This window comes from Pseudomonas sp. SG20056 (genome assembly GCF_031764535.1).
GTDB lineage: Bacteria > Pseudomonadota > Gammaproteobacteria > Pseudomonadales > Pseudomonadaceae > Aquipseudomonas.
The window spans coordinates 1,088,285-1,112,473 of sequence record NZ_CP134499.1 but is presented as its reverse complement, the minus strand read 5'-3'; the positions used below and the strand labels follow the sequence as shown (position 1 = coordinate 1,112,473).

At 61.9% G+C, this 24,189-nt stretch carries 16 protein-coding genes; 10 read left to right on the top strand and 6 right to left on the bottom strand.

Annotated features, from left to right (window positions below; all coding sequences use genetic code 11):
* Positions 1-81 precede the first annotated feature (81 nt).
* Positions 82-993: a glycerophosphodiester phosphodiesterase gene (locus RHP75_RS05325; protein WP_311090801.1), complete on the top strand. Its 912-nt coding sequence runs from the start codon at positions 82-84 to the stop codon at positions 991-993.
* Positions 994-1,843: 850 nt separating this feature from the next.
* Positions 1,844-2,800, top strand: coding sequence for a DUF808 domain-containing protein (locus tag RHP75_RS05320; protein ID WP_311090800.1), 957 nt, complete (start codon positions 1,844-1,846; stop codon positions 2,798-2,800).
* Positions 2,801-2,838: 38 nt separating this feature from the next.
* On the opposite strand, the gene RHP75_RS05315 is transcribed toward RHP75_RS05320, so the two are convergent.
* The 6 genes from RHP75_RS05315 to RHP75_RS05290 form a co-directional block, all read right to left on the bottom strand.
* Positions 2,839-3,687, bottom strand: a complete 849-nt coding sequence (locus RHP75_RS05315) for a mechanosensitive ion channel family protein (RefSeq protein WP_160015908.1) — start codon at positions 3,685-3,687, stop codon at positions 2,839-2,841.
* 56 nt (positions 3,688-3,743) lie between these two features.
* Complete coding sequence (locus RHP75_RS05310) at positions 3,744-4,643, bottom strand: transglutaminase family protein (protein ID WP_311090799.1); 900 nt, start codon at positions 4,641-4,643, stop codon at positions 3,744-3,746.
* Positions 4,640-7,132, bottom strand: a complete 2,493-nt coding sequence (locus RHP75_RS05305) for a circularly permuted type 2 ATP-grasp protein (RefSeq protein ID WP_311090798.1) — start codon at positions 7,130-7,132, stop codon at positions 4,640-4,642. The genes RHP75_RS05310 and RHP75_RS05305 overlap by 4 nt, the downstream gene beginning before the upstream one ends.
* A 34-nt stretch (positions 7,133-7,166) precedes the next feature.
* Positions 7,167-10,457, bottom strand: a complete 3,291-nt coding sequence (locus tag RHP75_RS05300; protein ID WP_311090797.1) for a transglutaminase family protein — start codon at positions 10,455-10,457, stop codon at positions 7,167-7,169.
* Between the two features lie 168 nt (positions 10,458-10,625).
* On the bottom strand, positions 10,626-11,738 hold the full coding sequence (locus tag RHP75_RS05295; protein ID WP_311090796.1) for an SO2930 family diheme c-type cytochrome: 1,113 nt from the start codon (positions 11,736-11,738) through the stop codon (positions 10,626-10,628).
* Entirely contained in the window at positions 11,738-12,976 is a 1,239-nt protein-coding gene (locus RHP75_RS05290) for a parallel beta-helix domain-containing protein (RefSeq protein ID WP_311090795.1), read from the bottom strand. The genes RHP75_RS05295 and RHP75_RS05290 overlap by 1 nt, the downstream gene beginning before the upstream one ends.
* Positions 12,977-13,132: 156 nt before the next feature.
* On the opposite strand from RHP75_RS05290, the gene RHP75_RS05285 reads away from it, so the two are divergent.
* The 8 genes from RHP75_RS05285 (at position 13,133) to pgi (ending at position 24,099) form a co-directional block, all read left to right on the top strand.
* The gene (locus RHP75_RS05285) at positions 13,133-13,309 is read left to right on the top strand and encodes a hypothetical protein (protein ID WP_003244646.1); all 177 of its coding nucleotides are present in this window, start codon (positions 13,133-13,135) and stop codon (positions 13,307-13,309) included.
* Positions 13,310-13,369: 60 nt separating this feature from the next.
* A complete protein-coding gene (locus RHP75_RS05280) occupies positions 13,370-16,324 on the top strand; it encodes an ATP-binding protein (protein ID WP_311090767.1) in 2,955 nt (984 codons plus the stop codon).
* Between the two features lie 76 nt (positions 16,325-16,400).
* Positions 16,401-17,828, top strand: coding sequence for a sigma-54 dependent transcriptional regulator (locus RHP75_RS05275; RefSeq protein WP_311090765.1), 1,428 nt, complete (start codon positions 16,401-16,403; stop codon positions 17,826-17,828).
* 701 nt (positions 17,829-18,529) lie between these two features.
* Positions 18,530-19,936, top strand: coding sequence for a polynucleotide adenylyltransferase PcnB (locus tag RHP75_RS05270; RefSeq protein WP_311090764.1), 1,407 nt, complete (start codon positions 18,530-18,532; stop codon positions 19,934-19,936).
* Positions 19,936-20,433 carry a 2-amino-4-hydroxy-6-hydroxymethyldihydropteridine diphosphokinase gene (folK, locus tag RHP75_RS05265; protein ID WP_311090763.1) on the top strand — a complete coding sequence of 166 codons (498 nt, stop codon included), beginning with the start codon at positions 19,936-19,938 and terminating at the stop codon, positions 20,431-20,433. The genes RHP75_RS05270 and folK overlap by 1 nt, the downstream gene beginning before the upstream one ends.
* Positions 20,434-20,669: 236 nt before the next feature.
* The gene (gene panB / locus RHP75_RS05260; protein ID WP_311090762.1) at positions 20,670-21,470 is read left to right on the top strand and encodes a 3-methyl-2-oxobutanoate hydroxymethyltransferase; all 801 of its coding nucleotides are present in this window, start codon (positions 20,670-20,672) and stop codon (positions 21,468-21,470) included.
* On the top strand, positions 21,467-22,327 hold the full coding sequence (gene panC, locus RHP75_RS05255) for a pantoate--beta-alanine ligase (protein WP_311090761.1): 861 nt from the start codon (positions 21,467-21,469) through the stop codon (positions 22,325-22,327). Before panB ends, panC begins: the two co-directional genes overlap by 4 nt.
* Before the next feature lie 107 nt (positions 22,328-22,434).
* Positions 22,435-24,099: a glucose-6-phosphate isomerase gene (gene pgi / locus RHP75_RS05250; RefSeq protein ID WP_311090760.1), complete on the top strand. Its 1,665-nt coding sequence runs from the start codon at positions 22,435-22,437 to the stop codon at positions 24,097-24,099.
* The last annotated feature ends 90 nt before the right edge of the window (positions 24,100-24,189 follow it).

The following is a 24,189-nucleotide window of genomic DNA, read 5'->3' as shown; positions in this document are numbered from 1 at the left end:
GCCTCTCGCCCAGCCGCCATGGCTTTGTCATAGTCGAGGCGTATTAAACCTCCTCTCTCTTGATTGCCCTGGACCCTGACCATGCTGCGCGTTGCCCGCTTTCTCTCTGTTCCACTGCTGTTACTGGCCATCGCCCTCGGCGTACTGGCCCTGACCAGTAAACCGGCCCAACCAGCCGCAGTGCTCAGCAGCCTTGCCGAACAACCGCTGGTGATTGCCCACCGCGGCGGCAAAGGCCTGTGGCCGGAAAACAGCCTGTTTGCCTTCGAGCGCGCCAGCGCCCTGGGCGTGGACATGCTGGAGATGGACCTGCACCTGTCCAGTGACGGCGAACTGGTGGTGATTCACGACCGCACCCTGGATCGCACCACCAATGGTGAGGGCCCGGTTGCTGCACTCAGCCTGGCGCAGCTGCAGGCGCTGGACGCCGGTTACCGCTGGAGCGCCGACGGCGGCCAAAGCTACCCCTACCGTGGCCAGGGCGTGCGCATTCCGACCTTTACCGAAGTGCTCGAACGTTTCCCCAGCATTCCCAAGGTGATTGAAATCAAGGTGCCGGATGTCGGCATGGAAGCGCAGCTGTGTGATGCACTTGAGGCGCACCAGCAACGCGACCTGGTGATTGTCGGCAGCTTCTATGACCGCAGCCTGCAACTGTTCCGCGAACAGTGCCCGGGCGTTGCCACCTCTGCCGGGCCTGGCTCGGTTCGCCTGCTGGTAGCACTCAACTGGGTCGGTTTGGGCAGCCTGCTGTCGCCGTCCTACCAGGCACTGCAGATTCCCGAAGCCCACGGCGGCCTGCACGTCGCCAGCGCCAGCTTGCTCAAGACTGCCGCACAGCGTGGGCTGAACGTGCAGCTATGGACCATCAACGAACAGCCCGATATGCGCCGCCTGATTGATCTGGGGGCAAACGCACTGATCACCGATTACCCGGACCGTGCCCTGCAGGTGCTCGGGCGTTCGACGCAGATCAGCGCCCTGGAAGACTAAACGCGCCACTCTGTATAAAAAACAACCTACCGCGTTCAGACCACGCCTGCTGTGGCCTGAACGCAAGCGTGCTCAGCTTATCCACAGATCGCTCCACAGCAACCTGGGATAAGTTATCCACCGTGCGCCGCAGCCCTGCGGCAAACCCTTGAAATAACGCGATTATTGCTTGACTCGGCAGAGCATAAATGACGTATTTCGAGACCTCGGCAAGCTGCTTAAAAATCGATCAAAGAGCGCAAAACCAGGTTTTATCAGCCTCACAGCCAGGCATACCAGAGTTATCAACAGCTCTACCCACAGTAGTCGTGGACAACTTCAGTGCTACCCCATAACGTCCTGAATAACCAGGCTAACCTGTTGTTTTAACGGTAAATAATTGACTGATCAAAAAGCGTACAAAGGCCGCAAGCAGCCACACGACTAAGCCTGCAATCGCCTACGCCCACCTTATCCACAATTCGCTCCACAGTCTTTGTGCACAACTAACTGTGCGCTGCCGCAATGGCTGTGCATAACGCCAAAGCGGCTTCCGGCTATGACCCCCATCAAGACAATCAACAGCCCAGCCACCGGGCACAGGCGTAACGTCACTCCACTCACCAAGGAGATACGCCCATGCCGCTCAATGACCTGTTACGCAGCCTGCTCGCCGCCTATGCCAGTGGCGCCAGTGGATCGTGCGGCAATAGCAGCGACTAACCCGTACCACCGTTTTTTCGTGCACTGCGGCAAAACTGGCTTTGCCGCCTATGGCTGATGCGTGCTGACTCACGTATAAATCTGCGCACCGTCGCCTGCCCTTCTGCCAGGCGATTTGCCCCAGAAACCCAAGAAAGGAATCCCTCGCATGGCCGGCGCTAGCCTGTTAACCCTGCTTGATGATATTGCCGCCGTCCTTGACGATGTGGCGGTAATGACCAAAGTCGCCGCCAAGAAAACTGCCGGGGTACTCGGCGACGACCTGGCGCTGAATGCCCAGCAGGTCAGCGGCGTGCGCGCCGAACGTGAACTGCCGGTGGTCTGGGCGGTGGCCAAGGGTTCGGCGAAAAACAAGCTGATTCTGGTGCCTGCCGCCCTGCTGATCAGCGCCTTTGCGCCCTGGGCGGTGACGCCGCTGCTGATGTTTGGCGGCGCCTTCCTCTGCTACGAAGGCTTCGAGAAGCTCGCGCACAAGTTCCTCCATAGCAAGGCCGATAATCAGGCGCAGCATCAAGAATTGCTGCAGGCCGTGGCCGACCCGGAAGTGGACATGCTGGCGTTCGAGAAGGACAAGATAAAGGGCGCGATCCGCACCGACTTTATCCTCTCGGCAGAAATCATCGCCATCACCCTTGGCACCGTGGCCCTGGCCAGTTTTGGCAAGCAGGTCGCGGTGCTGTCCGCCATCGCCCTGGTTATGACGGTCGGGGTTTATGGCCTGGTGGCGGGTATCGTCAAGCTGGACGACGCCGGCCTCTACCTCAATCAGCGTGGCGGCGAAGGCCTGGGCGGCCGCCTGCAACGCAGCGTCGGTCGCGGCATTCTGTTTACCGCGCCGTACATGATGAAAACCCTGTCGATTCTCGGCACCGCAGCGATGTTTATGGTCGGCGGCGGCATCCTCACCCACGGCGTACATGCCGCGCAGGAATGGATCGACCAGATGGCGCAGAGCGTGGCGGCCAGCAGCGGCCTGCTCGCGGCCTTGCTGCCAACCCTGCTGAATGCCATCGCCGGGATTATCGCCGGGGCCATTGCCCTACTGCTGGTCAGCCTGGCAACCCGCATCTGGAAAGCGGTGAAACCGAGCAAGACGCAAGCCTGATCCAGCGCCGGCCGCCCCCTGGCGGCCGGCCTCCTCTGTTACCCCGCCTGCTGCATGATCACCGTCTGCGCTGGCATCGGCGCCGGGAAGCCGCCTTCGCCGAGGGCATCCTTGATCATCTTGTTGCTATCGAAATACACCTGCCAGTAGTGGTCAGTGTGGCAATACGGACGTACCGCCAGCACCGGGCCAACCAGATTGAACTCGATAATTTCCACATCCACCGCCGGCTCGCTCAGCACATTGGCAATACCCGCAATACGTTCCTTGAGCAGCGCCACAGCGGCTTTGTAATCTGCCGCGCCGGACAGCTGCGCCTGCAGATCAACCCGGCGAAACGCGTTGTGGCTGAAGTTCTGGATGTTGTCGGAGAAGATCTTGTTGTTACCCACCAGGGTCATCACGTTATCCGGGGTATTGATCGCGGTGACGAACAAGCCGATCTCGGTGACGGTGCCGGTCACCCCACCGGCGCTGATAAAGTCGCCGACCTTGAACGGCCGCAGCACGATAATAAAACCACCCGCCGCCAGGTTGGCCAACAGCCCCGACCAGGCCATACCGATGGCCAGGCCGACCGCCGCAATCAGCGCCGCCAGGCTGGTGGTTTGCACGCCGAAGTAGCCGAGAATGCCGATGACCAGAATGATGTTGAGGGTCACCGAGATAAAGTTGCCGACATAACGCAGCACCGTCGGATCGACCCGCTGCTGACCCAGGGCACGCTGCACCATGCCGACGGCAAAACCGATCAGCCAGCGGCCGATCACCCAGAAGGCAATTGCCGAGATGATCTTGATGGCAAACGCCGCGCCGTACTGCGCGACCAGGTTGTAGAGATCGGCAACTTTTTCGGTGCCGAGATTGATCAGGTTGGTTTCTTCCATGGCGCAGCTCCAGTGAGTATTCACTGGAAAAACGCTAGCACGCCGTTACATAAGCGCTAGATCGCGGGGATCGGCAGCACCGTCACCTGCACCTCGGGGTCATGGCTGCCGCCGCCGAGAATCACCCCACGCAGCGGTGAGACATCGGCAAAATCGCGGCCCCAGGCCAGGGTGATATGTTCCAGCGACGGTCGGATATTGTTGGTCGGGTCGAAATCCACCCAGCCCTGCTGCGGGCAGAACACCGACACCCAGGCATGCGAGGCATCGGCGCCGATCAGCCGGGGCTGGCCGGGCGGTGGCTGGGTCAGCAGGTAGCCGCTGACATAGCGCGCCGAAAGGCCCATGGAGCGCAGGCAGGCAAGCATCAGGTGGGCAAAGTCCTGGCACACGCCGCGGCGTTCCTCCAACACCTGCAGCAGCGGCGTCGCCACCTGAGTGGCGGCGGCATCAAAGCTGAATTCGGCAAAGATCTTCTGCATCAGCCCGTCCACGGCGGCCAGCAGCGGACGACTGGGGCTGAAGCAATCCGCCGCGTAATCGGCAAACACCTGCTTGAGGTGCACATAGGGCGACTCGAAACGAAAACGCGTCGCCTCCAGCACTCCAGGCAGCAACGCCTGACCGCTGTAGCGCAACGCCGTGCAGGCGTCTTCCCAGGGCGCTGACGCCTGCAGATCCAACGCTGGGCGCGCCAGCACTTCGACCTGCAGCCGCGCACTGACTTTGAGTTCGTCATGCGGGCGCTCGAACACCAGGCGGGTCAGCGGGTTACCAAATACATCCAGAGCATCCTGGCGCTGGCACGGCTGCGGGCTGACCAGCAGTTGCTGTGCATGGTTGCGTTGCCAGGGGCAAGCCCGTGGCCACAGGTGGGCCAGCTGCTGGGCCAGCGACACCGGGCTGGCGTAACGGTAATGGGTGTCGTGAAGAATCTGGTAGAAGGCGCTGCTCATGAGGATTGCGTCCGCTGGCTGGCGTCGACATGCACAAAAAAGCGCAAGCCTAAACGGTCGGAGATGTCCGCACTGGCCTGGCTGATGCTTTCCAACAGCCCAGACAAACCATCCAGCACCTCCTGCACGCTCGCCGCGCCAAACAGCGGATTCTCCAGGCTGGCCAGACTAAAGCGCGCCAACTGCCCTTCCAGGTGTTTCAGCCGACGCTCGCTGGGCAGCTCGAAACGCTCGCCCAGGCGCGCCAGCGAGCGCAGCAGGGTGCGCACCTGAAACAGCACGGCATGCGGGTTCTGCTCATCCAGCAGCAACAGGTCGAGTACCGGAATCAGCTGCGCGGAAGCCAGGTAACGGGTGCGGTAGGTGATGCTGCTGTTGCCCAGCTCCAGCAGCCATTCCAGCGCCGACTGATCCTGCGCCGCGCTGCTGGTGAGGAAGTTGGCCAGGCTGTCGCAGAGAAACTGCAGGCGTTCGATACAACGCCCGAGCATCAGAAAGCGCCAACCGTCATCGCGGGTCATATCGTCCAGGGCAAAGCCCGACAGCGCCGCCAATGACAGCAGCAGGCGGTCGAGAAAATCCAGCAGTTCGCCGAAGTCGGCCTGCTCGCTGCTCAACCCCTGGGCCTCGCGCTGCAATTCGAGCAGGGCCTGCCAGTTGGCCTGGGACAGCTTGCCGCGCACGCTGCCGGCCACCCACTGCAGGCGCTGCAGATTGCCACGCAGGCTGCCCGGCCAGTCCTCACCCAGCAGCGCTTCAAGCAGGCGCTGTTGCAGTTCGCCGCTTTCAGCATCCGGTAGCAGGCCCAGGCTCTCGGCCAGACTCAGGGCGGTTTGCAGCGCCTGCGGGTCATCGTCGTCATCGACATAGCGCGCCAGCATGATGCGTAGCAGCCGCGCACCGTCTTCACAGCGTTCGCTGTAGCGGCCAAACCAGTAGAGGTTTTCCACCACCCGCGAAGGCAGATAGGGGTCGCTGCGCACCAGGTCGGCCACGCCCAGCGGGCGCAGCCATTGCCAGGGTTCGCCGCCGGCATGCCGTTCGCCGAGCACCCAGGTGTCCTTGCTGGCGCCGCCGCGCTGCATCGACACCACTTCGGCATCGGCTTCGGCGGCGACCCGAGTCAGGCCACCGGGCATGACCCGGTAACCCTCGGCACTCGCCACAGCGAATACCCGCATGCCGATGGCGCGCGGCGCCAGTTGGCCTTCTTCAGGCTGCCAGACCGGTGCCTGCGACAGCTGCGCCAGCGCCTGGGCAACATAGGCATAAGGCCGCGCCTTGAGTCGCTCAGCCAACTCGGCGCGCTGCGCTTCATCCAGATCACGGCCAAACACCGGGGCAAAACTCTGCGAGGGAAAGCTGGCGCGCACCAGCAACTCGTCGAGCTGTTCCAGGGCCTTGTCCAGCACCGGCGGTTCGCCGCACCACCAACTGGCGACACTCGGCAGCAGCAGTTCTTCGCCCAATAGCTTTTCCGCAATGGCCGGCAGAAAGCCCGGCAAACCTGGGGACTCCAGCACACCGCTGCCGAGGGCATTGGCCACCAGCACATGGCCCTGGCGCACCGCTTCCAGCAGGCCTGGCACACCGAGGGCCGAGTCGGTGCGCAATTCCAGCGGGTCGCAAAAGTCATCATCCAGACGGCGCAGCACTGCATGCACACGGCGCAGGCCAGCCAGGGTCTTCAGGTAGACCTTGGCGTCGCGCACGGTCAGATCGCTGCCTTCCACCAGCGGATAGCCGAGCTGACGCGCCAGGTACAGGTGCTCAAAATAGCTCTCGTTAAAACGCCCCGGGGTGAGCAGCACCACCAGCGGTGTTTCACTGCCGGCCGGGGCCTGGCGCGCCAGGGTGTCCTGCAGAGTGCGGAAGAAACCGGCCAGGTATTGCACGCGCAGGTCGCGGTACAGCTCGGGAAAAGCGCGGGAGACGATCTGCCGATTTTCCAGGGCATAACCCGCACCAGACGGCGCCTGGGTGCGGTCGGCGGTGACCCACCAGCGGCCATCCGGCGCACGGGCCAGATCCACCGCATACAGGTGCAGGTAGGTGCCGCCAGGCGACTGCACACCCTGGCAGGGCCACAGGTAGTTGTTGTGGCCAAACACCAGCTCAGCCGGCAACAGCCCGTCGGCCAGCAGTTGCTGTGGGCCATACAGGTCGGCCAACACGGCATTTAGCAAACCGGCCCGCTGGGCCACGCCGGCGGCGATCTGCTGCCATTCTTCGGCCGGAATCAGATTAGGCAGCAGGTCCAGCTCCCACGGCCGGTCGGCGCCATCGGGGTCGGCGTAGACGTTGTAGGTCACCCCATTTTCCTGAATCTGTCGGGCCAGCAAGGCCTGACGCTGCGCCAGCTGCGCCGGGCTGCTGCGCTGCAGACGCTCCAGCAACAGGCGCCAGTGCGGACGCACCTGACCGTCTGTGTCAAACAGTTCGTGGTAAGCCCCTGGCGTCAGGGGGTAGTCGGCAAGCAGGTCGGGCATGGCAGGCTCGATAAAAGGCATTTCGTATGCGCGGCTAAACCAGGCGCAAATCCAGGGTCATGGGCAGTTCATTATTGTTGATTGGCGGCAATGTAGGGCGTTTGCCGGGGCTGTGGCCCAAACGGAAGAAGCGCGCCATGCGCCGGCTCTCCGCCTCGTAGGCATTCACCGGCAGGCTGTCGTAATTACGTCCGCCGGGGTGGGCGACATGGTACTGGCAGCCACCCAGAGAGCGGTTCATCCAGCTGTCCACCAGGTCGAAGACCAGCGGCGCGTGTACTTCGATGGTCGGGTGCAGGCAGTTGGCCGGCTGCCAGGCGCGGAAACGTACGCCGCCGACAAACTCGCCGACCTTGCCGGTGGGCCGCAACGGCACCGGCACGCCGTTGCAGGTCAACACATAGCGGTCACTCGGCAGGCCGCTGAGTTTGACCTGCATACGCTCCAGCGAGGAATCCACATAACGCACCGTGCCGCCACCACCGCCCTCCTCGCCCAGCACATGCCAGGGTTCCAGGGCCTGACGCAGTTCCAGCTCGATGCCCTTGACGTTGAAATCCCCGGATTTGGGAAAGCGGAACTCGAAGTGCGGGGCAAACCACTCGCTGTGCAGGCGATAGCCACAGCCGTCGAGCTCCTGCAGCACGTCGGCAAAATCCTGCTCGATAAAGTGCGGCAGCAGGTAGCGGTCATGCAGCTCGGTGCCCCAGCGCACCAGTCGCGCCGGCTTGTAGGGTTCACGCCAGAAACGCGCGATCAGCGCGCGAATCAATAGCTGCTGGGCCAGGCTCATCTGCGCATGGGGCGGCATCTCGAAGGCGCGCAGCTCCAGCAGACCAAGGCGCCCAGAGGCCGAGTCCGGCGAGTACAGCTTGTCGATACAGAACTCGGAGCGGTGGGTGTTACCGGTCACGTCCACCAGCAGGTTGCGCAGCAGGCGGTCGACCAACCAGGGCTGGCAGTCGCGGCCCACTTCGGGCATCTGCGCGAAGGCGATTTCCAGCTCATACAGCGCATCGTTACGCGCTTCATCGATACGCGGCGCCTGGGACGTCGGGCCGATAAACAGGCCGCTGAACAGGTAGGACAGCGACGGATGGTTGTGCCAGTAGCTGATCAGGCTGCGCAGCAGATCCGGCCGCCGCAGAAACGGTGAGTCCACTGGCGTCGCGCCGCCGAGAACAAAGTGATTACCGCCACCGGTGCCGGTGTGACGGCCATCGATCATAAATTTCTCGCTGGACAGGCGGCACTCGCGCGCCTGCTCGTAGAGAAACTCGGTGCGTTCGACCAGCTCATCCCAACTGGCGGCCGGGTGGATATTCACCTCGATTACGCCGGGGTCCGGAGTTACACGGAAGAACTGCAGGCGCGGGTCCAGTGGCGGTTCATAACCTTCCAGCAGCACCGGGCACTTCATCTCGGCAGCAGTGGCTTCGATGGCGGCCACCAACTCCAGGTAATCTTCCAGGCGCACCAGCGGAGGCATAAACAGATAGAGCTTGCCGTCACGCGGCTCGGCGCACAGCGCGGTGCGCACCACACCGGCAGCCGACTGACCGAGCAGCGGACGTTTGTTCGTACTGGTCTGACTGCCCGACCAGACACCGCGCGACTGCGGCTTGATCTGCGCCGCTGCCGGCAACGGAGCGAAGCACTGGCTCGGGTCTTCCGGGGTAATGTAGGGGTAGTCGGCCTCACTGACCCAGGGTTGCGAATCCAGCGGCAGGCGGTAGCCCATCGCCGAATCGCCGGGGATCAGCCGGCAGTGCTCATCACGCAAAAACCAGCTGCCACTCTGCCAGCCCAGCTGCTTGGCCTGCCGGGCCAACGGCAGGATATGCCCGATCACTTTGTCCAGCCCCTGCTCGAACACCTTGCGCAGGCGCTCGCGCTCCAGCGGGTCAGCCAGGCGTGGGTCTTCGGCGCTGACGTTGATCGGCAGCTTGCGCTCGCGCCACAGGTAGTAGAAGCGGTCCTCATAGGCCGGCACGCAGTATTTAGCGTCCACGCCCAGGCGCTCGGCGAGCAGGGTAAGAAAGTCGGCGGCCTTGGCCGCATCGACGCCGTAGTCTTTTTGCTCATCGGCATACAGCGCCGGGTTGTGCCAGATCGGCTCGCCATCGCGCCGCCAGTAGGCATTCAACGACCAGCGCGGCAGCTGCTCGCCGGGGTACCACTTGCCCTGACCGAAATGCACCAGTGCTTGCGCTGCGTAGTGCTCGCGCAGGCGATGGAACAAATCGGTGGCCAGGCGGCGTTTGTTCGGCCCGAGGGCGGCGGTGTTCCACTCCGGATCATCCGGGTAATCGAGGGCGACAAAGGTCGGCTCGCCGCCCATGGTCAGGCGCACGTCCTGCTCCTGCAGGTCCTCATCGATCTTTTGCCCGAGGTCGACAATCGCCTGCCACTGCGCCTCGCTGTAAGGCTTGCTCACCCGCGGTGCTTCCCAGATACGTTCGACCCACATTTCATGGCTGAACTCGCATTCACTTTCATCCACGCCACCGCTGATCGGCGCGGCCGAAGACGGCTCAGGGCTGCAGGCCAGCGGGATATGGCCCTCCCCAGCAAACAGGCCGCTGGTCGGGTCCAGGCCAATCCAGCCGGCGCCAGGCAAATAGACCTCGCACCAGGCATGCAGGTCGGTGAAATCCACCTCGGTGCCGGATGGACCGTCGAGGGATTTCACATCGGCTTTCAGCTGGATCAGGTAGCCGGAAACAAAGCGCGCGGCCAGGCCCAGGTGGCGGAACAGCTGCACCAGCAGCCAGGCCGAATCGCGGCAGGAGCCGGAGCCTTTCTCCAGACTTTCTTCCGGCGTCTGCACGCCGGGTTCCAGGCGGATCAGGTAGCTGATATCGGTGGAAAGGCGCTGATTCAGCGCCACCAGAAAATCCACGCTCGGCAGAGGCGTGCGCTCGATGCTGGCCAGGTACTTGGCAAACAGCTTGCCGGCCGGCAGCTTGACCAGATAAGGCGCCAGCTCCAGCTGTTCGCCCTCGGTATAAGAGAAGGGGATTTTTTCGGCGTAGGGTTCGAGGAAGAAATCGAAGGGGTTAAACACCGCCATTTCGGCGACCAGATCGACCTCGATTTTCAACTCCCGGGTCTTTTCCGGAAACACCAGGCGCGCCAGGTAGTTGCCCTGGGGGTCCTGCTGCCAGTTGATAAAGTGCTCGCCCGGCTCGACCTTCAACGCGTAGGACAGCACCCGGGTACGGCTGTGCGGTGCAGGACGCAGGCGCACGACCTGCGGGCCAAGATTGACCGCGCGGTCGTAGCGGTAGTGGCTGACATGGTGCAAGGCGATATGAATCGACACAGCGGGCCTCCTGCGAGCCTGGGCGATAACCAGGCAGCGCAAGACTTATGCCAGTGGCCCAAGCCAGAGCTGGCGCGGCCTGGCGCATTCATCCGCTACAGGCACGCACCACAACAGGGCCAGCCATGCCCCACACTTGCTGCGGCGCACGAAAACAGGTCGCGCCCTTCAACAGTCTCCTTGCAGGCTGGCAATCCATCGCTGCAGTACGTCCACGCCCTCGGTATGCACGGTGGAGCGTCCCAGCTCCGGCATCATGATGCTCGGGTCGACACTTTCCACGCGAAACAGCAGTACCGACTTATCCGGCTGGCCCGGGTGAATATCCACCAGCCGATCACCCGAGCCTTTGCCCGCCGCCACCGGCTGCTTGCACAAGCCATAACTGATGCCGATGGCCGTGGCCGGGTCGAGCAACAGCCCCGAAGTACGCCCCGGCCCTTTGGGGTTGTGACAGTGGCTGCAGTTGGCGTCCAGGTAACTGCGCGCCTGCTGCTCCAGACTTTCGCCAGCGCGCGGCGTCGGCCATAAGGCGTTCTGCGGCACGCCCTGCAACTCGGCCGGCACAGCCTGCAAACGGCCCTGCTGCTGCCAGTGCTGCAACTGATTGTGCGTGCCGTCGGCGTAGGCAAAATCCTTGTTCAGGTGCCGCGCCTTCGGCCCCAGCGGATTGACGCCCTGCCCTGCGGTTTCTTCATGGCAACCAGCACACTGGTTGGCATCCGGCACCTGATAGGCCACTGCCTGAGTCTTGCCCTCGGCATTCAGCAAGCTCAACTCGCGGCTGTCACCCGCCCATTCCAGATGCGCCTCTTGTTGCTGTTCATCCCACACATAGGGCAACGCTACCCAGCCGTCCTGCTGTTTCAGCAGGATGCGTGTCTCGATCAACTGCACCCGCGCCAGCTCCAGACCGCGCTGCGGATCGCGATCATCCCGCTCGTTCAGCAGCAGGCGGCCCTGAGCATCCTTGGGGTAGTAGAAGGTCTTGCTCAGCACCGTGCCCACCGGGTAATCGAAGTGCGCGTCGCCATAACTCGCCGCTGTACCCGCCGGCATCCACACGCTGCGCAGTTTGTGCGCGTAGTCGGTGAACAACGGGGTGTTCAGGTCGTAGGGCAAGGCCTCAGCAACGGGCGCGATAAAACCATCGGCGCGTTGCAGCATGCCCCACTCGCTGAGGGTTTGCGGGTAGTTGTCACCTTGCGGCAAGTACAGCGGCGCCGGCTGCTGCTCGCAGCCAGCGAGGAGCAACAGCGCCCCCAATAACAGACGACGCATCAGGCCCCCTGGTCGGCGTCAGCCGAAGCCAGTTTGACGGCAGGCAATGGCGGCAGGCTGCAACGGTAGTCGGTCATGTCAGTGCTGATGTTTTTGTAGCTGTTCGGCCCGTCGACGTTGATCATCCCCGCCTCGCCGTTATTGATGCAGATCGCCCGATCCGCCGGCAGTTTGCCGTCCACCAGAATGTCGAGGTTGACGTAGCCGTCCCAGAGAATATCCGGCAGGCGGCCGTTCAAGCCGAACTGGCTGACCTTCAGCGCCTTCAGTTCAAGGTGATCCGGGCTGTCGCCACCAGGGCCGAAGCGGTTGCCATGGATATGGATGCCTTCCGGATAGGGGTCAAAACTCTCCGCCGTGGACAGGTCGGTATAGCCGGTACTGAAGTAGCTGCTGATGATCACGTTGGCGGTCTTGTGATCGCCGATATCGTTGTCGAACACCTCGACATCATCGTTGGAGTTGATCACCACACCAGAACCTGCCGGCACACTGGCCACCGGTGTGCCTTTATGGCCGAAGTTCTTGTGGTTGTTGCCTTCGATCTTGTTGCGGAATACCCGCGTCACCCGCCCGGCCTGCGGCAGGTTGGGCATGTTGAACACCAGAATGCCGCCGGTGTTACCAGTGGCGACGTTGTCATACACGTCGGCGTCGATGGTGTTTTCGATCTCGATGCCGGCGACGTTGCGCTCGGCGCGGCTGTTGCGTACCACCACGTTGCGCGACTGGCCGACATAGATGCCAGCATCGGAGGCGCCGATGGCCACCGCGCCATCAATCAGGGTGTTCTCGGTCTGCACCGGATAGATGCCGTAGGCGCCGTTCTCAGTGGCAGGGCCATTAGTCCACTCGGTGCGCACGCGGCGGATGATGATGTTCTTACCGCCTACCACTTTCAGCGAATCACCCAGGGTGTCTTCGAAGGCGATGTCTTCGATGGTGAAATCAGAAGCATCCACCAGCAGGCCTTCGGCGCCGGACTTCTGCCCCTTGAAGCTCAAGATGGTCTTATCCATGCCCGCGCCCTTGATGGTCACGCCACTGACTTTCAGGCTCAGGCTGCGATCAAGCTGATAGGTGCCGGCAGGAATCTCGATCACGCTACCGGGCTTGGCTTTGATCAGCTGGGTCTGCAGGTCTTTCTGGAAATCCAGATCGGCCACTGGGGCCGGTTCTTCGCTGCAGGCGGCAAGCAGCACGGACAGGGCAAGCACGGAAAGCGGGGCAAGGCGCATGGCAATCTCCAGCGTTGTTCTTATTAAGTGGAACGATAGTACCAATTAATAAGAAAAAGCCAACCCCCGCACGCACTCAGCCCACGCCTCCCGACCAATAGCCCAGAGCGTCACGCATCCGTTACCATCGCCGGCAATTAAGCGAAGAGATGCGGCATGTATATCTATCGATTGGTGCTGATCCTGGTGGTGGGGATCTACCTGTTCTCCCCGGCCATCATGGACTGGTGGATCGACCCCAATGGGGCCTGGTACCGCCCCTACCTGCTGTGGCTGATCCTGATAGTCGTGACCTTCATCCTGCAGAGTCAGCGTGATGCCGATGAGCTCTGACCTGCTGCGGCGCGACCTGCGTGACCGCTCCTTACCCTTATTCGCTACAGAGCCAACGTAATGCTGACGAGCTTTAGCCTGAGCCAGCTGATTCTGATCAGCGCCGCCTACCTTCTTATTCTGTTCGGCGTGGCCTGGATCAGTGAGCACGGCCTGATTCCGCGCTGGATAATTCGCCATCCACTGACCTACACCCTGTCACTAGGCGTCTACGCCAGCGCCTGGGCCTTCTACGGCACCGTGGGGCTGGCCTATCAATACGGCTACGGTTTTCTCGCCAGTTATCTGGGGGTGTCTGGGGCGTTTCTGCTGGCGCCGGTGTTGCTCTATCCGATTTTGCGCATCACCCGCACCTACCAGCTTTCATCACTGGCCGACCTGTTTGCCTTCCGCTTTCGCAGCACCTGGGCCGGCGCACTGACCACAGTCTTTATGCTGGTCGGCGTACTGCCGCTGCTGGCCCTGCAGATTCAGGCGGTGGCCGACTCCATCGGCATCCTCACCCGCGAGCCGGTGCAGGAACGCGTAGCGCTGGCCTATTGCGGATTGATCATTCTGTTCACCATCCTGTTCGGCGCCCGGCATATCGCCACCCGCGAGAAACATGAAGGCCTGGTCTTCGCCATCGCCTTCGAGTCAGTGGTCAAGCTGGTGGCGATCAGCGTGATCGGTCTGTATGCGCTGTATGGCGTATTCGACGGCCCGCAGGACCTGCAATCCTGGCTGGTGCAGAACCAGTCCTCGCTGACCAGCCTGCACACGCCGCTGCAGGAAGGCCCCTGGCGCACCCTGTTGCTGGTGTTTTTCGCCTCGGCCATCGTCATGCCGCACATGTACCACATGACCTTTACCGAGAACCTCAACCCGCGCGCCATGGTCAGCGCCAGCTGGGGTCTGCCGCTGTTCCTGCTGCTGATGAGTCTGGCGGTGCCGCTGATCCTCTGGGCAGGGCTCAAGCTGGGTGCCACCACCAACCCGGAATACTTCACCCTTGGCGTCGGCATCGCGGTGAATAGCCAGACCCTGGCATTGATTGCCTATGTCGGCGGCCTGTCGGCTTCCAGCGGGTTGATCATCGTCACCACCCTGGCGCTGTCTGGCATGGTGCTCAACCATGTGGTGCTGCCGCTGTATCAGCCGCCCTCGGAAGGCAATATCTACCGCTGGCTGAAGTGGACGCGGCGCGCGCTGATCCTGCTGATCATCATGGCTGGCTATGGCTTCTATCTATTACTCGGCGCCGAACAGGACCTGGCCAACCTGGGCATCGTCGCCTTCGTCGCCACCCTGCAGTTCCTCCCCGGCGTGCTGTCGGTACTGTACTGGCCGACCGCCAACCGCAAAGGCTTTATTGCCGGTCTGCTGGCGGGGATCGGCGTGTGGATAGTCAGCATGCTGTTGCCGATGCTCGGCAATCTGCAGGGTCTCTACCTGCCCTGGTTCAACGTCATCTATGTACTGGATGACAGCAGCTGGCACCTGGCCGCAATCGGCTCGCTGGCCGCCAACGTGCTGGTGTTCACCCTGGTGTCGGTATTTACCGAAGCCAGTCCGGAAGAAAAGAGCGCCGCCGAAGCCTGCGCCGTGGATAACGTGCGCCGTCCGCAACGCCGCGAACTGCTGGCCGCCTCGCCGCAGGAGTTTGCCGCGCAGCTGGCCAAACCCCTGGGCGCCAAGACCGCGCAGCACGAAGTCGAGCAAGCACTGCGCGACCTGCATTTACCGTTCGACGAAGGCCGCCCCTATGCCCTGCGCCGCCTACGTGACCGCATCGAAGCCAACCTCTCCGGGCTAATGGGCCCCAGCGTGGCCCAGGACATCGTCGAGACCTTCCTGCCTTATAAAGCCGGCAGCGAAACCTATGTCACCGAGGACATTCACTTTATCGAGAACCGCCTGGAGGACTACCACTCGCGCCTCACCGGCCTGGCCGCCGAACTCGACACCCTGCGCCGTTACCATCGCCAGACCCTGCAGGAATTGCCCATGGGTGTCTGCTCGCTGGCCAAGGATCAGGAGATCCTGATGTGGAACAAGGCCATGGAAGAGCTCACGGAAATCCCCGCCCAGCGCGTCGTTGGCTCGCGCCTGAATACTCTGGGTGAACCCTGGCGCGGCTTGCTGGAACGGTTTATCGAACTGCCCGACGAGCACTTACACAAACAGCGCCTGGCCCTCGATGGACAGACCCGCTGGCTCAACCTGCACAAGGCGGCCATCGACGAGCCCCTGGCGCCGGGTAACAGCGGCCTGGTGCTGCTGGTTGAAGACCTCACGGAAACCCAGATGCTCGAAGACAAGCTGGTGCACTCCGAGCGCCTGGCCTCCATTGGTCGCCTGGCTGCCGGGGTGGCTCACGAAATCGGCAACCCGATCACCGGCATTGCCTGCCTGGCGCAAAACCTGCGCGAAGAACGCGAAGGTGACAGCGAGCTAACCGAGATCAGCGAACAGATCATCGAGCAGACCAAACGCGTGTCGCGCATCGTCCAGTCGCTGATGAGCTTTGCCCATTCCGGCAGCCACCAGAACAGTGAGGAACCAGTGTGCCTGGCGCAGGTCGCCCAGGACGCCATCGCCCTGCTGGCACTCAACCGGCGCAGCGTCGAAGTGCAGTTCTTCAATCTCTGCGACTCCGATCACTGGGTGGTCGGTGACCCACAACGCCTGGCTCAGGTGCTGATCAACCTGCTCTCCAACGCCCGCGATGCCTCACCGCCGGGCAGCGCGATCCGGGTCAAGAGCGAACGTTTCGAGCACACCGTCGACCTGATCGTTGAGGACGAAGGCAGCGGTATTCCCAAGGCGATCATCGATCGTTTGTTCGAACCCTTCTTCACCACCAAGGACCCGGGCAAAGGTACGGGACTGGGCCTTGCACTGGTCTATTCGATCGTGGAAGAGCATTATGGACAGATAACAATCGACAGCCCGGCCGACCCCGAGCTTCAACGCGGCACCCGTATCAGGGTCAGCCTGCCGAGGCATGTCGAGGCGACGTCCATAGCGACTTAAACCAGCTACCAGCGAGCATGCCTGCCAGGCCCTTTAGTCCAGCGGCATGCCCCGAGACCGTCGAGAGACCGAATTGATGCCTCATATTTTGATCGTCGAAGACGAAACCATTATCCGCTCTGCCTTGCGTCGTCTGCTGGAACGTAACCAATACGAAGTCAGCGAAGCGGGCTCGGTGCAGGAAGCGCAAGAGCGCTTCAGCATCCCCAGCTTCGACCTGATTGTCAGCGACCTGCGCCTGCCCGGCGCGCCCGGCACCGAACTGATCAAGCTCGGCCAAGGCACCCCGGTGCTGATCATGACCAGTTACGCCAGCCTGCGCTCGGCAGTCGACTCGATGAAGATGGGCGCGGTGGATTACATCGCCAAACCCTTCGACCACGACGAAATGCTCCAGGCCGTGGCGCGTATCCTGCGCGATCACCAGCAGGCCAAGAGTGCACCAGCGCCGGCCGCCAACTCGGCAAAAACCAGCACCGACAAGGTGGTGGACAACAGCAATGGCGAAATCGGCATCATCGGCTCCTGCACCGCCATGCAGGAGATGTACAGCAAGATCCGCAAGGTCGCGCCAACTGACTCCAACGTGCTGATTCAAGGCGAGTCCGGCACCGGTAAAGAGCTGGTCGCCCGCGCCCTGCACAACCTCTCGCGCCGCGCCAAGGCCCCGCTGATTTCGGTGAACTGCGCGGCCATTCCGGAATCGCTGATCGAGTCCGAACTGTTCGGCCATGAAAAAGGTGCCTTTACCGGTGCCAGCGCCGGCCGCGCCGGCCTGGTGGAAGCCGCCGATGGCGGCACCCTGTTCCTTGATGAAATCGGTGAACTACCGCTGGAAGCTCAGGCGCGCCTGCTACGCGTTTTGCAGGAAGGCGAGATTCGCCGGGTTGGCTCGGTGCAATCACAGAAGGTCGATGTGCGCCTGATCGCCGCGACGCACCGTGACCTGAAAACCCTGTCGAAGATCGGCCAGTTCCGCGAAGACCTGTATTACCGTCTGCACGTGATTGCGCTGAAACTGCCGCCGCTGCGTGAGCGCGGGGCGGACGTAATCGAAATCGCCCGCGCCTTCCTGATCCGTCAAAGCACTCGCCAGGGCCGTCTCGACCTGAGTTTTGCCAGCGATGCTGAACAGGCCATCCGCCATTACCCCTGGCCGGGTAACGTGCGCGAACTGGAAAACGCCATCGAGCGCGCGGTGATTCTCTGCGAAGGCAGCAGCATCTCAGCCGAGCTGCTAGGCATCGACATCGAGCTGGATGACCTGGAGGACGACTTCACCGGCCTGCCCGCGCAAAGCGGCGGCCTGGGGCATGAACCGAGCGAACCGACCGAAGACCTGTCCCTGGAAGACTACTTTCAGCACTTCGTACTGGAACACCAGGACCATATGACCGAGACCGAACTGGCGCGCAAACTCGGCATCAGCCGCAAATGTTTGTGGGAACGCCGCCAGCGCCTGGGTATCCCACGGCGCAAATCTTCGGGGGCAACCGCAGGCTAGAGCCCTGCGCATGGGTGACAGATGTGTGCGCAAGAGGTTCCACAGCCTGTTACCCATTCAACACTTAGTAACAAAAGCCGGGTCTTATGGTAACGAGAGCCCGGCTTTTTTATGCCACCCAAGCACCCTAACTACAGCTCAAGCCCTTGTTTTTAAAGGAATTGTAAAAACTGGCACGGGTTCTGCTTTATTACTGGCACAACAACAATAACAAGCACGCTCCAAACCTATATAAAAATAAGACGTACCGACTCCAGCACAATAAAAACAACAACGCGGAGGCGCAGCTAACTGATTCTTTTGGAAAGGAATTGCCTTTGGGGTTCGCCCCAAAACCAGGCTGAGAATAATAAAACTGCCCTAAGGCAGCGCCGGAACTGGTTGGGTCACTGTGTGATCATGGCAGCATCAGCATCCAAAGAAATCCGTTTGCTCTTGATTCCCAGCTTGGGAAGTTTTCCAAAAGTCCTTGACTGGATGGAACGGGTAAATCAACAAAAACAACAAGCCCGCCATAATAATAAAAAAAGAGCACGCACCAATTTGGGGGGGAGCTTCGGCTCCCCCAGTAGCTTCAAACTCCCCGCCTGCAGCAGCCTCCCGCCGTTTCCTGCATCAAACCCCGACTCAATGCTAGAATCCGCGCCATTCCTGCGGCCGGCATATACTCTGGCCAGTCATTTAGTCAAACAGTGCCTCCCATGCTGAAAAAGCTGTTCAAATCCTTTCGCACCCCCATCCGCCGTGGCAAACACTCGCATAGCACGCCCGAAGTGCTGAGCCGCAGCCAGCACCCTATCGAGCGCGGTGAAATCAGCCGCTACGCCATCAGCGTGGTCGAACGCCTGCAACAGGCCGGCTACCAGGCGTATCTGGTCGGTGGTTGCGTGCGCGACCTGCTGCTGGATATCGACCCCAAGGATTTCGACGTGGCCACCAGCGCCACTCCGGAACAGGTGCGCGCCGAGTTCCGTAACGCCAGAGTAATTGGCCGGCGCTTCAAGCTGGTTCACGTGCACTTCGGTCGGGAAATAATCGAAACAGCAACTTTCCGCGCCAATCACCCCGAAGGTGATGAAGAAGAGAACAGCAACCTGTCCTCGCGCAACGAAAGCGGGCGTATTTTGCGCGACAACGTTTACGGCACCCTCGAAGACGATGCCCAGCGCCGCGACTTCACCATCAATGCGCTGTACTACGACCCAGTCACCGAACGCATTCTCGATTACGCCAATGGCGTGCACGATATCCGCAACCACCTAATCCGCCTGATCGGCGACCCGACCCAGCGCTACCAGGAAGACCCGGTGCGCATGCTGCGTGCCGTGCGTTTTGCCGCCAAGCTGGATTTCGACATCGAAAAACACAGCGCCGCGCCGATCTACAAACTGGCCCCGCTGCTCGGCGGCATCCCCGCCGCACGCCTGTTCGACGAAGTACTCAAGCTGTTTCTCGCCGGCTACGCGGTGTACACCTACGAGCTGCTGGTCGACTACGGCCTGTTCGGCCAACTGTTCCCAGCCAGCGCCGAGGCGCTGAAACTCAACCCGGATTACACCGACCAGCTGATCCGCAACGCCCTGGACAACACCGACCTGCGCATCCATCAGGGCAAGACCGTCACCCCAGCCTTCCTCCTTGCAGCACTGCTTTGGCCAGCCCTGCCGGCCCGCGTGATCAAGCTGCAGGATCGCGGCATGCCGCCGATCCCGGCCATGCAGGAAGCCGCTCACGAGCTGATCAGCGAACAATGCCAGCGCATCGCCGTGCCCAAGCGCTTCACCATGCCTATCCGCGAAATCTGGGATATGCAGGAACGTCTGCCACGTCGTAGCGGCAAACGCGCCGATATGCTGCTGGAAAACCCACGCTTCCGCGCCGGTTACGACTTCCTTCTGCTGCGTGAAAGCGCCGGTGAAGAAACCGGCGGCCTCGGCGACTGGTGGACCCGTTATCAGGACGTCAGTGACAGCGAGCGGCGCAATATGATCCGCGACCTCAGCAACAAGGACGACGCACCTGGCGCGCCGCGCAAGCGCAAACGCAGCAACAGCAAGCGCAAACGTGGTCCGGCGGGCGAAAGCCCAAGCAACCCTGCTGGCGAATAATGGAACGCGTGTATATCGGCCTGGGTAGTAACCTGGCCACCCCGCTCGAACAGCTGCGCAGCGCCCTGGCCGCCCTGGCCGCGCTGCCGCAAACGCACCTGGTTGCGCAATCGTCCTTCTATGCCAGCGACCCGCTGGGCCCGGCGGATCAACCGCGCTACGTCAATGCCGTGGCCGCGCTGGATACCGAGCTCAGCCCTCTCGCCTTACTCAATGAGCTGCAACGCATCGAACTGGAGCAGGGTCGCACGCGCAAGGCCGAACGCTGGGGCCCCCGCACCCTCGATCTGGATATCCTGCTGTTCGGTGAACACCAGCTGAATGAACCACGCCTGACCGTGCCGCACTACCACATGCATGCCCGCGCCTTTGTCCTCTACCCGCTGGCTGAGATCGCCCCCAACCTGCAGCTGCCAGATGGCCGCACGCTGACCGAACTGCTGGACGCCTGCCCCTTTGTCGGGCTGGAACGCCTTAACAAAGCAGAGCTGAACTGAAAGCAGGGCAATCTCGACTGACGGGTCATCCTATCGGCACAGCGATAACCTCGGCAGCCAGCAGGCACATTGGCGGTAACGCCAGTAACAAGCCGGTAACACCTGCAATTGACTTCGAGCCCCCCCATCAGGACTATAGGCGTCCCGTTGCCCCGCACCGGTGCAATTCGAGGCCAATGCAGGCCAACTTGAAGCAGCACAACTGCTGACTGAACGCCTGAGTGAGGACAGTTTTCATGCCTGATGTAACCCTGACCACCCTGCAAAGCCTCAAGCAGAGCGGCGAGAAAATCGCCATGCTGACCTGCTATGACGCCACGTTCGCCCAAACGGCCTGCCAGGCCGGTGTCGATGTGCTGCTGGTGGGCGATTCCCTCGGCATGGTCTTGCAAGGCCATGACAGCACGCTGCCCGTCACTGTCGCCGAAATGGCCTACCACACCGCCAGCGTCAAACGTGGCAACCAGGGCGCGCTGATTCTCGCCGACCTGCCTTTTATGGCCTACGCCACCCTTGAGCAGGCCCTGAACAACAGCGCGGCACTGATGCAAGCCGGCGCCCACATGGTCAAGCTTGAAGGTGCAGCCTGGCTGGCTGAGCCAATTCGCCAACTGGCTGAGCGCGGCGTACCCGTATGCGCCCACCTCGGCCTCACCCCACAGGCAGTGAATATCCTTGGTGGTTATAAAGTGCAGGGCCGCCAGGAAGCCCAGGCACGGCAAATGCGTGCCGACGCCATGGCCCTGGAACAAGCCGGCGCCGCCATGCTGCTGCTCGAATGCGTGCCCAGCGAACTGGCCGCCGAAATCAGCCAGACGGTGAAAATCCCGGTGATTGGCATTGGTGCCGGCGTGGCCACCGACGGCCAGGTGCTGGTACTGCACGACATGCTCGGCCTGTCTTTGAGCGGCCGTACACCGAAGTTCGTGAAGAATTTCATGGCCGGCCAGAGCAGCATCCAGAACGCCATCAGCGCTTATGTCAAAGCGGTCAAAGACCAGAGCTTCCCAGCAGCCGAACACGGATTTTCTGCATGAACACAGTTAAAAGCGTGCGCGAGTTGCGCGCCGCTGTCGCCCAGGCGCGCGCCGAAGGCAAACAGATCGCCTTTGTCCCGACTATGGGCAACCTGCATGCCGGCCACGCCGCACTGGTGGAAAAAGCCGCCCAGCGCGCCGACTTCGTGGTCGCCAGCATCTTCGTCAATCCGTTGCAGTTCGGCCCCAGCGAAGACCTCGACAAATACCCGCGCACCCTGCTCGCCGATCAGGAAAAACTGGTCGAAGCCGGTTGCCACCTGCTGTTTACTCCGGATGTCGAGGAAATGTACCCCAACGGCATGGATGGCCAGACCCGCGTCAGCGTGCCCGGTGTGTCCGAAGGACTGTGTGGTGCCAGCCGCCCAGGGCACTTCGAAGGCGTCGCCACGGTGGTGAGCAAACTGTTCAACATGGTGCAGCCGGATCTGGCGATCTTTGGGCAGAAAGATTTCCAGCAACTGGCGGTGATCCGCACCTTGGTGCGTGACCTGAATATGCCGATCCAGATTATCGGCGAGCCGACCGTACGCGCCGAAGATGGCCTGGCGCTGTCCTCGCGCAACGGTTACCTGACTACCGAACAGCGTGAAGCTGCGCCCGTGCTGTACCGTTCGTTGCAGGGTATGGCTGCGGCGATCCGCGCGGGTGAGCGCGACTACGCCACGCTGGTTGCGGCAGCGCAGCAGCAGCACAGCGCCGCCGGTTTTCGCCCGGACTACCTGGAAGTACGCGAAGCCAACAGCCTGCGCCCGGCCTGCGCCGATGATCGCCAGTTGGTGATTCTGGTGGCCGCCTTTATTGGCAGCACCCGGCTGATCGACAACCTGGCTTTCGACCTCGATACTCCAGGCTGATCCACGGCGTAGATGCTGGCCCCACGCCCGCCAGTTACACTCAAGGCCCGGATCACACCGGGCTTTTTTGCATAAATCGTCGCACCCAGAGCAAGGAACACGCACCAATGGCCTATTTCCAGCAGCCGCATGACGTCACCAGCCTGCCCGCCTGGCAGGCGCTGCGCGAGCAGCGCGAGCAGATGAACGACTTCAGCATGCGCGAGGCCTTTGCCAGTGATCCGCAACGTTTTAACCGCTTCTCCTTGAGCAGCTGCGGCCTGCTGCTGGATTACTCAAAGAACCTGATCGACGAAAAGACCCTGGCACTGCTGGTACAACTGGCAGAACAGACCCAGCTGCAGGAGTCCATTCAATCGCTGTTCAGCGGCGATCAGGTCAATGCCTCTGAAGGGCGTGCAGCCCTGCACACGGCCCTGCGCAGCCCAATTGGCCGTAGCCTGAAACTCGACGGTGTCGACCTGATTCCGCAAGTGCATCGCGTGCTGCATCAGATGACCGAACTGGTCAGCCGCGTACACAGCGGTCTGTGGCGCGGCTACAGCGACAAACCGATCACCGAAGTGGTGAACATTGGCATTGGCGGTTCGTTCCTCGGCCCGCAGTTGGTGTCCGAAGCACTGCGGCCCTTTACCCAGCGCGGCGTGCGCTGTCATTACCTGGCCAATATCGACGGCAGCGAATTCCGCGAACTGACCGCACGGCTGAACCCGCAGACCACCCTGTTTATCGTCTCGTCGAAATCCTTCGGCACCCTGGAAACCCTGAAAAACGCCCTCGCCGCGCGCGACTGGTACCTGGCCCTGGGCGGTCCGGAAGCCGAGCTGCACAAACACTTTATTGCGGTCACCAGCAATCAGAAGGCCGCCATCGAATTCGGTATCAAGGCGGAAAACATCTTCCCGATGTGGGACTGGGTCGGCGGGCGTTATTCGCTGTGGTCGGCCATCGGTTTGCCAATTGCGCTGGCGATTGGCATCTCCAACTTCAAGGAGCTGCTGGCCGGCGCCTACGCCATGGACCAGCATTTCACCCAGGCGCCGCTGGCGGAAAACATGCCAGTGCTGATGGCCCTGCTGGGTATCTGGTACGGCAACTTCTGGGGCGCGAAAAGCCAGGCGATCCTGCCCTACGACCACTACCTGCGTAACTTCACCAAGCACTTGCAGCAGCTGGACATGGAATCCAATGGCAAGAGCGTGCGCCAGGATGGCAGCCCCGTGGACTTCAGCACCGGCCCAGTGATCTGGGGCGGCGTTGGCTGCAACGGCCAACATGCCTACCACCAGCTCCTGCACCAGGGCACCGAGCTGATACCGGCGGACTTTATCGTGCCGGTGAACAGTTTCAGTCCACTGGCCGACCATCACCAGTGGCTGTTTGCCAATTGCCTGTCGCAGAGCCAGGCATTGATGCATGGCAAAACCCGTTCCGAGGCTGAGGCCGAGCTGCGTGGCAAAGGCCTGGATGAGGCAGAAGTACAGCGCCTAGCCCCGCACAAAATGATTCCCGGCAACCGCCCGAGCAATATCCTTGCGCTCAACCGCGTCGACCCGTTCAACCTCGGCGCGCTGGTAGCGCTGTATGAGCACAAGGTCTTCGTGCAGAGCGCCATCTGGGGTATCAATGCCTTTGATCAGTGGGGCGTCGAGCTGGGCAAGGAGCTCGGCCAGGGCGTCTATCAGCGCCTCACCGGTCAGCTCGACGAGCCTGCCAGCGACGCCTCGACCCAGGGTCTGATCCAGCACTTCCGCGAACGGCATCGCGGCTGATCCACGGCGACTGAGCACAAGGCCAGCACTTGAACCAAGCACCCGCTTGGTTCACCCTACGAACATCGCGGAACACAACAACAAGGACCC

Excerpts from the sequence above, each read along its gene's own strand:
- RHP75_RS05325 (WP_311090801.1), top strand. The coding sequence starts at position 82 with ATGCTGCGCGTTGCCCGCTTTCTCTCTGTTCCACTGCTGTTACTGGCC.
- RHP75_RS05270 (WP_311090764.1), top strand. The coding sequence starts at position 18,530 with ATGCTGAAAAAGCTGTTCAAATCCTTTCGCACCCCCATCCGCCGTGGC.
- RHP75_RS05320 (WP_311090800.1), top strand. The coding sequence starts at position 1,844 with ATGGCCGGCGCTAGCCTGTTAACCCTGCTTGATGATATTGCCGCCGTC.
- RHP75_RS05315 (WP_160015908.1), bottom strand. The coding sequence starts at position 3,687 with ATGGAAGAAACCAACCTGATCAATCTCGGCACCGAAAAAGTTGCCGAT.
- RHP75_RS05285 (WP_003244646.1), top strand. The coding sequence starts at position 13,133 with ATGTATATCTATCGATTGGTGCTGATCCTGGTGGTGGGGATCTACCTG.
- RHP75_RS05295 (WP_311090796.1), bottom strand. The coding sequence starts at position 11,738 with ATGCGTCGTCTGTTATTGGGGGCGCTGTTGCTCCTCGCTGGCTGCGAG.
- RHP75_RS05310 (WP_311090799.1), bottom strand. The coding sequence starts at position 4,643 with ATGAGCAGCGCCTTCTACCAGATTCTTCACGACACCCATTACCGTTAC.
- RHP75_RS05305 (WP_311090798.1), bottom strand. The coding sequence starts at position 7,132 with ATGCCCGACCTGCTTGCCGACTACCCCCTGACGCCAGGGGCTTACCAC.
- folK (WP_311090763.1), top strand. The coding sequence starts at position 19,936 with ATGGAACGCGTGTATATCGGCCTGGGTAGTAACCTGGCCACCCCGCTC.
- panB (WP_311090762.1), top strand. The coding sequence starts at position 20,670 with ATGCCTGATGTAACCCTGACCACCCTGCAAAGCCTCAAGCAGAGCGGC.
- RHP75_RS05275 (WP_311090765.1), top strand. The coding sequence starts at position 16,401 with ATGCCTCATATTTTGATCGTCGAAGACGAAACCATTATCCGCTCTGCC.
- pgi (WP_311090760.1), top strand. The coding sequence starts at position 22,435 with ATGGCCTATTTCCAGCAGCCGCATGACGTCACCAGCCTGCCCGCCTGG.
- RHP75_RS05290 (WP_311090795.1), bottom strand. The coding sequence starts at position 12,976 with ATGCGCCTTGCCCCGCTTTCCGTGCTTGCCCTGTCCGTGCTGCTTGCC.
- RHP75_RS05280 (WP_311090767.1), top strand. The coding sequence starts at position 13,370 with ATGCTGACGAGCTTTAGCCTGAGCCAGCTGATTCTGATCAGCGCCGCC.
- panC (WP_311090761.1), top strand. The coding sequence starts at position 21,467 with ATGAACACAGTTAAAAGCGTGCGCGAGTTGCGCGCCGCTGTCGCCCAG.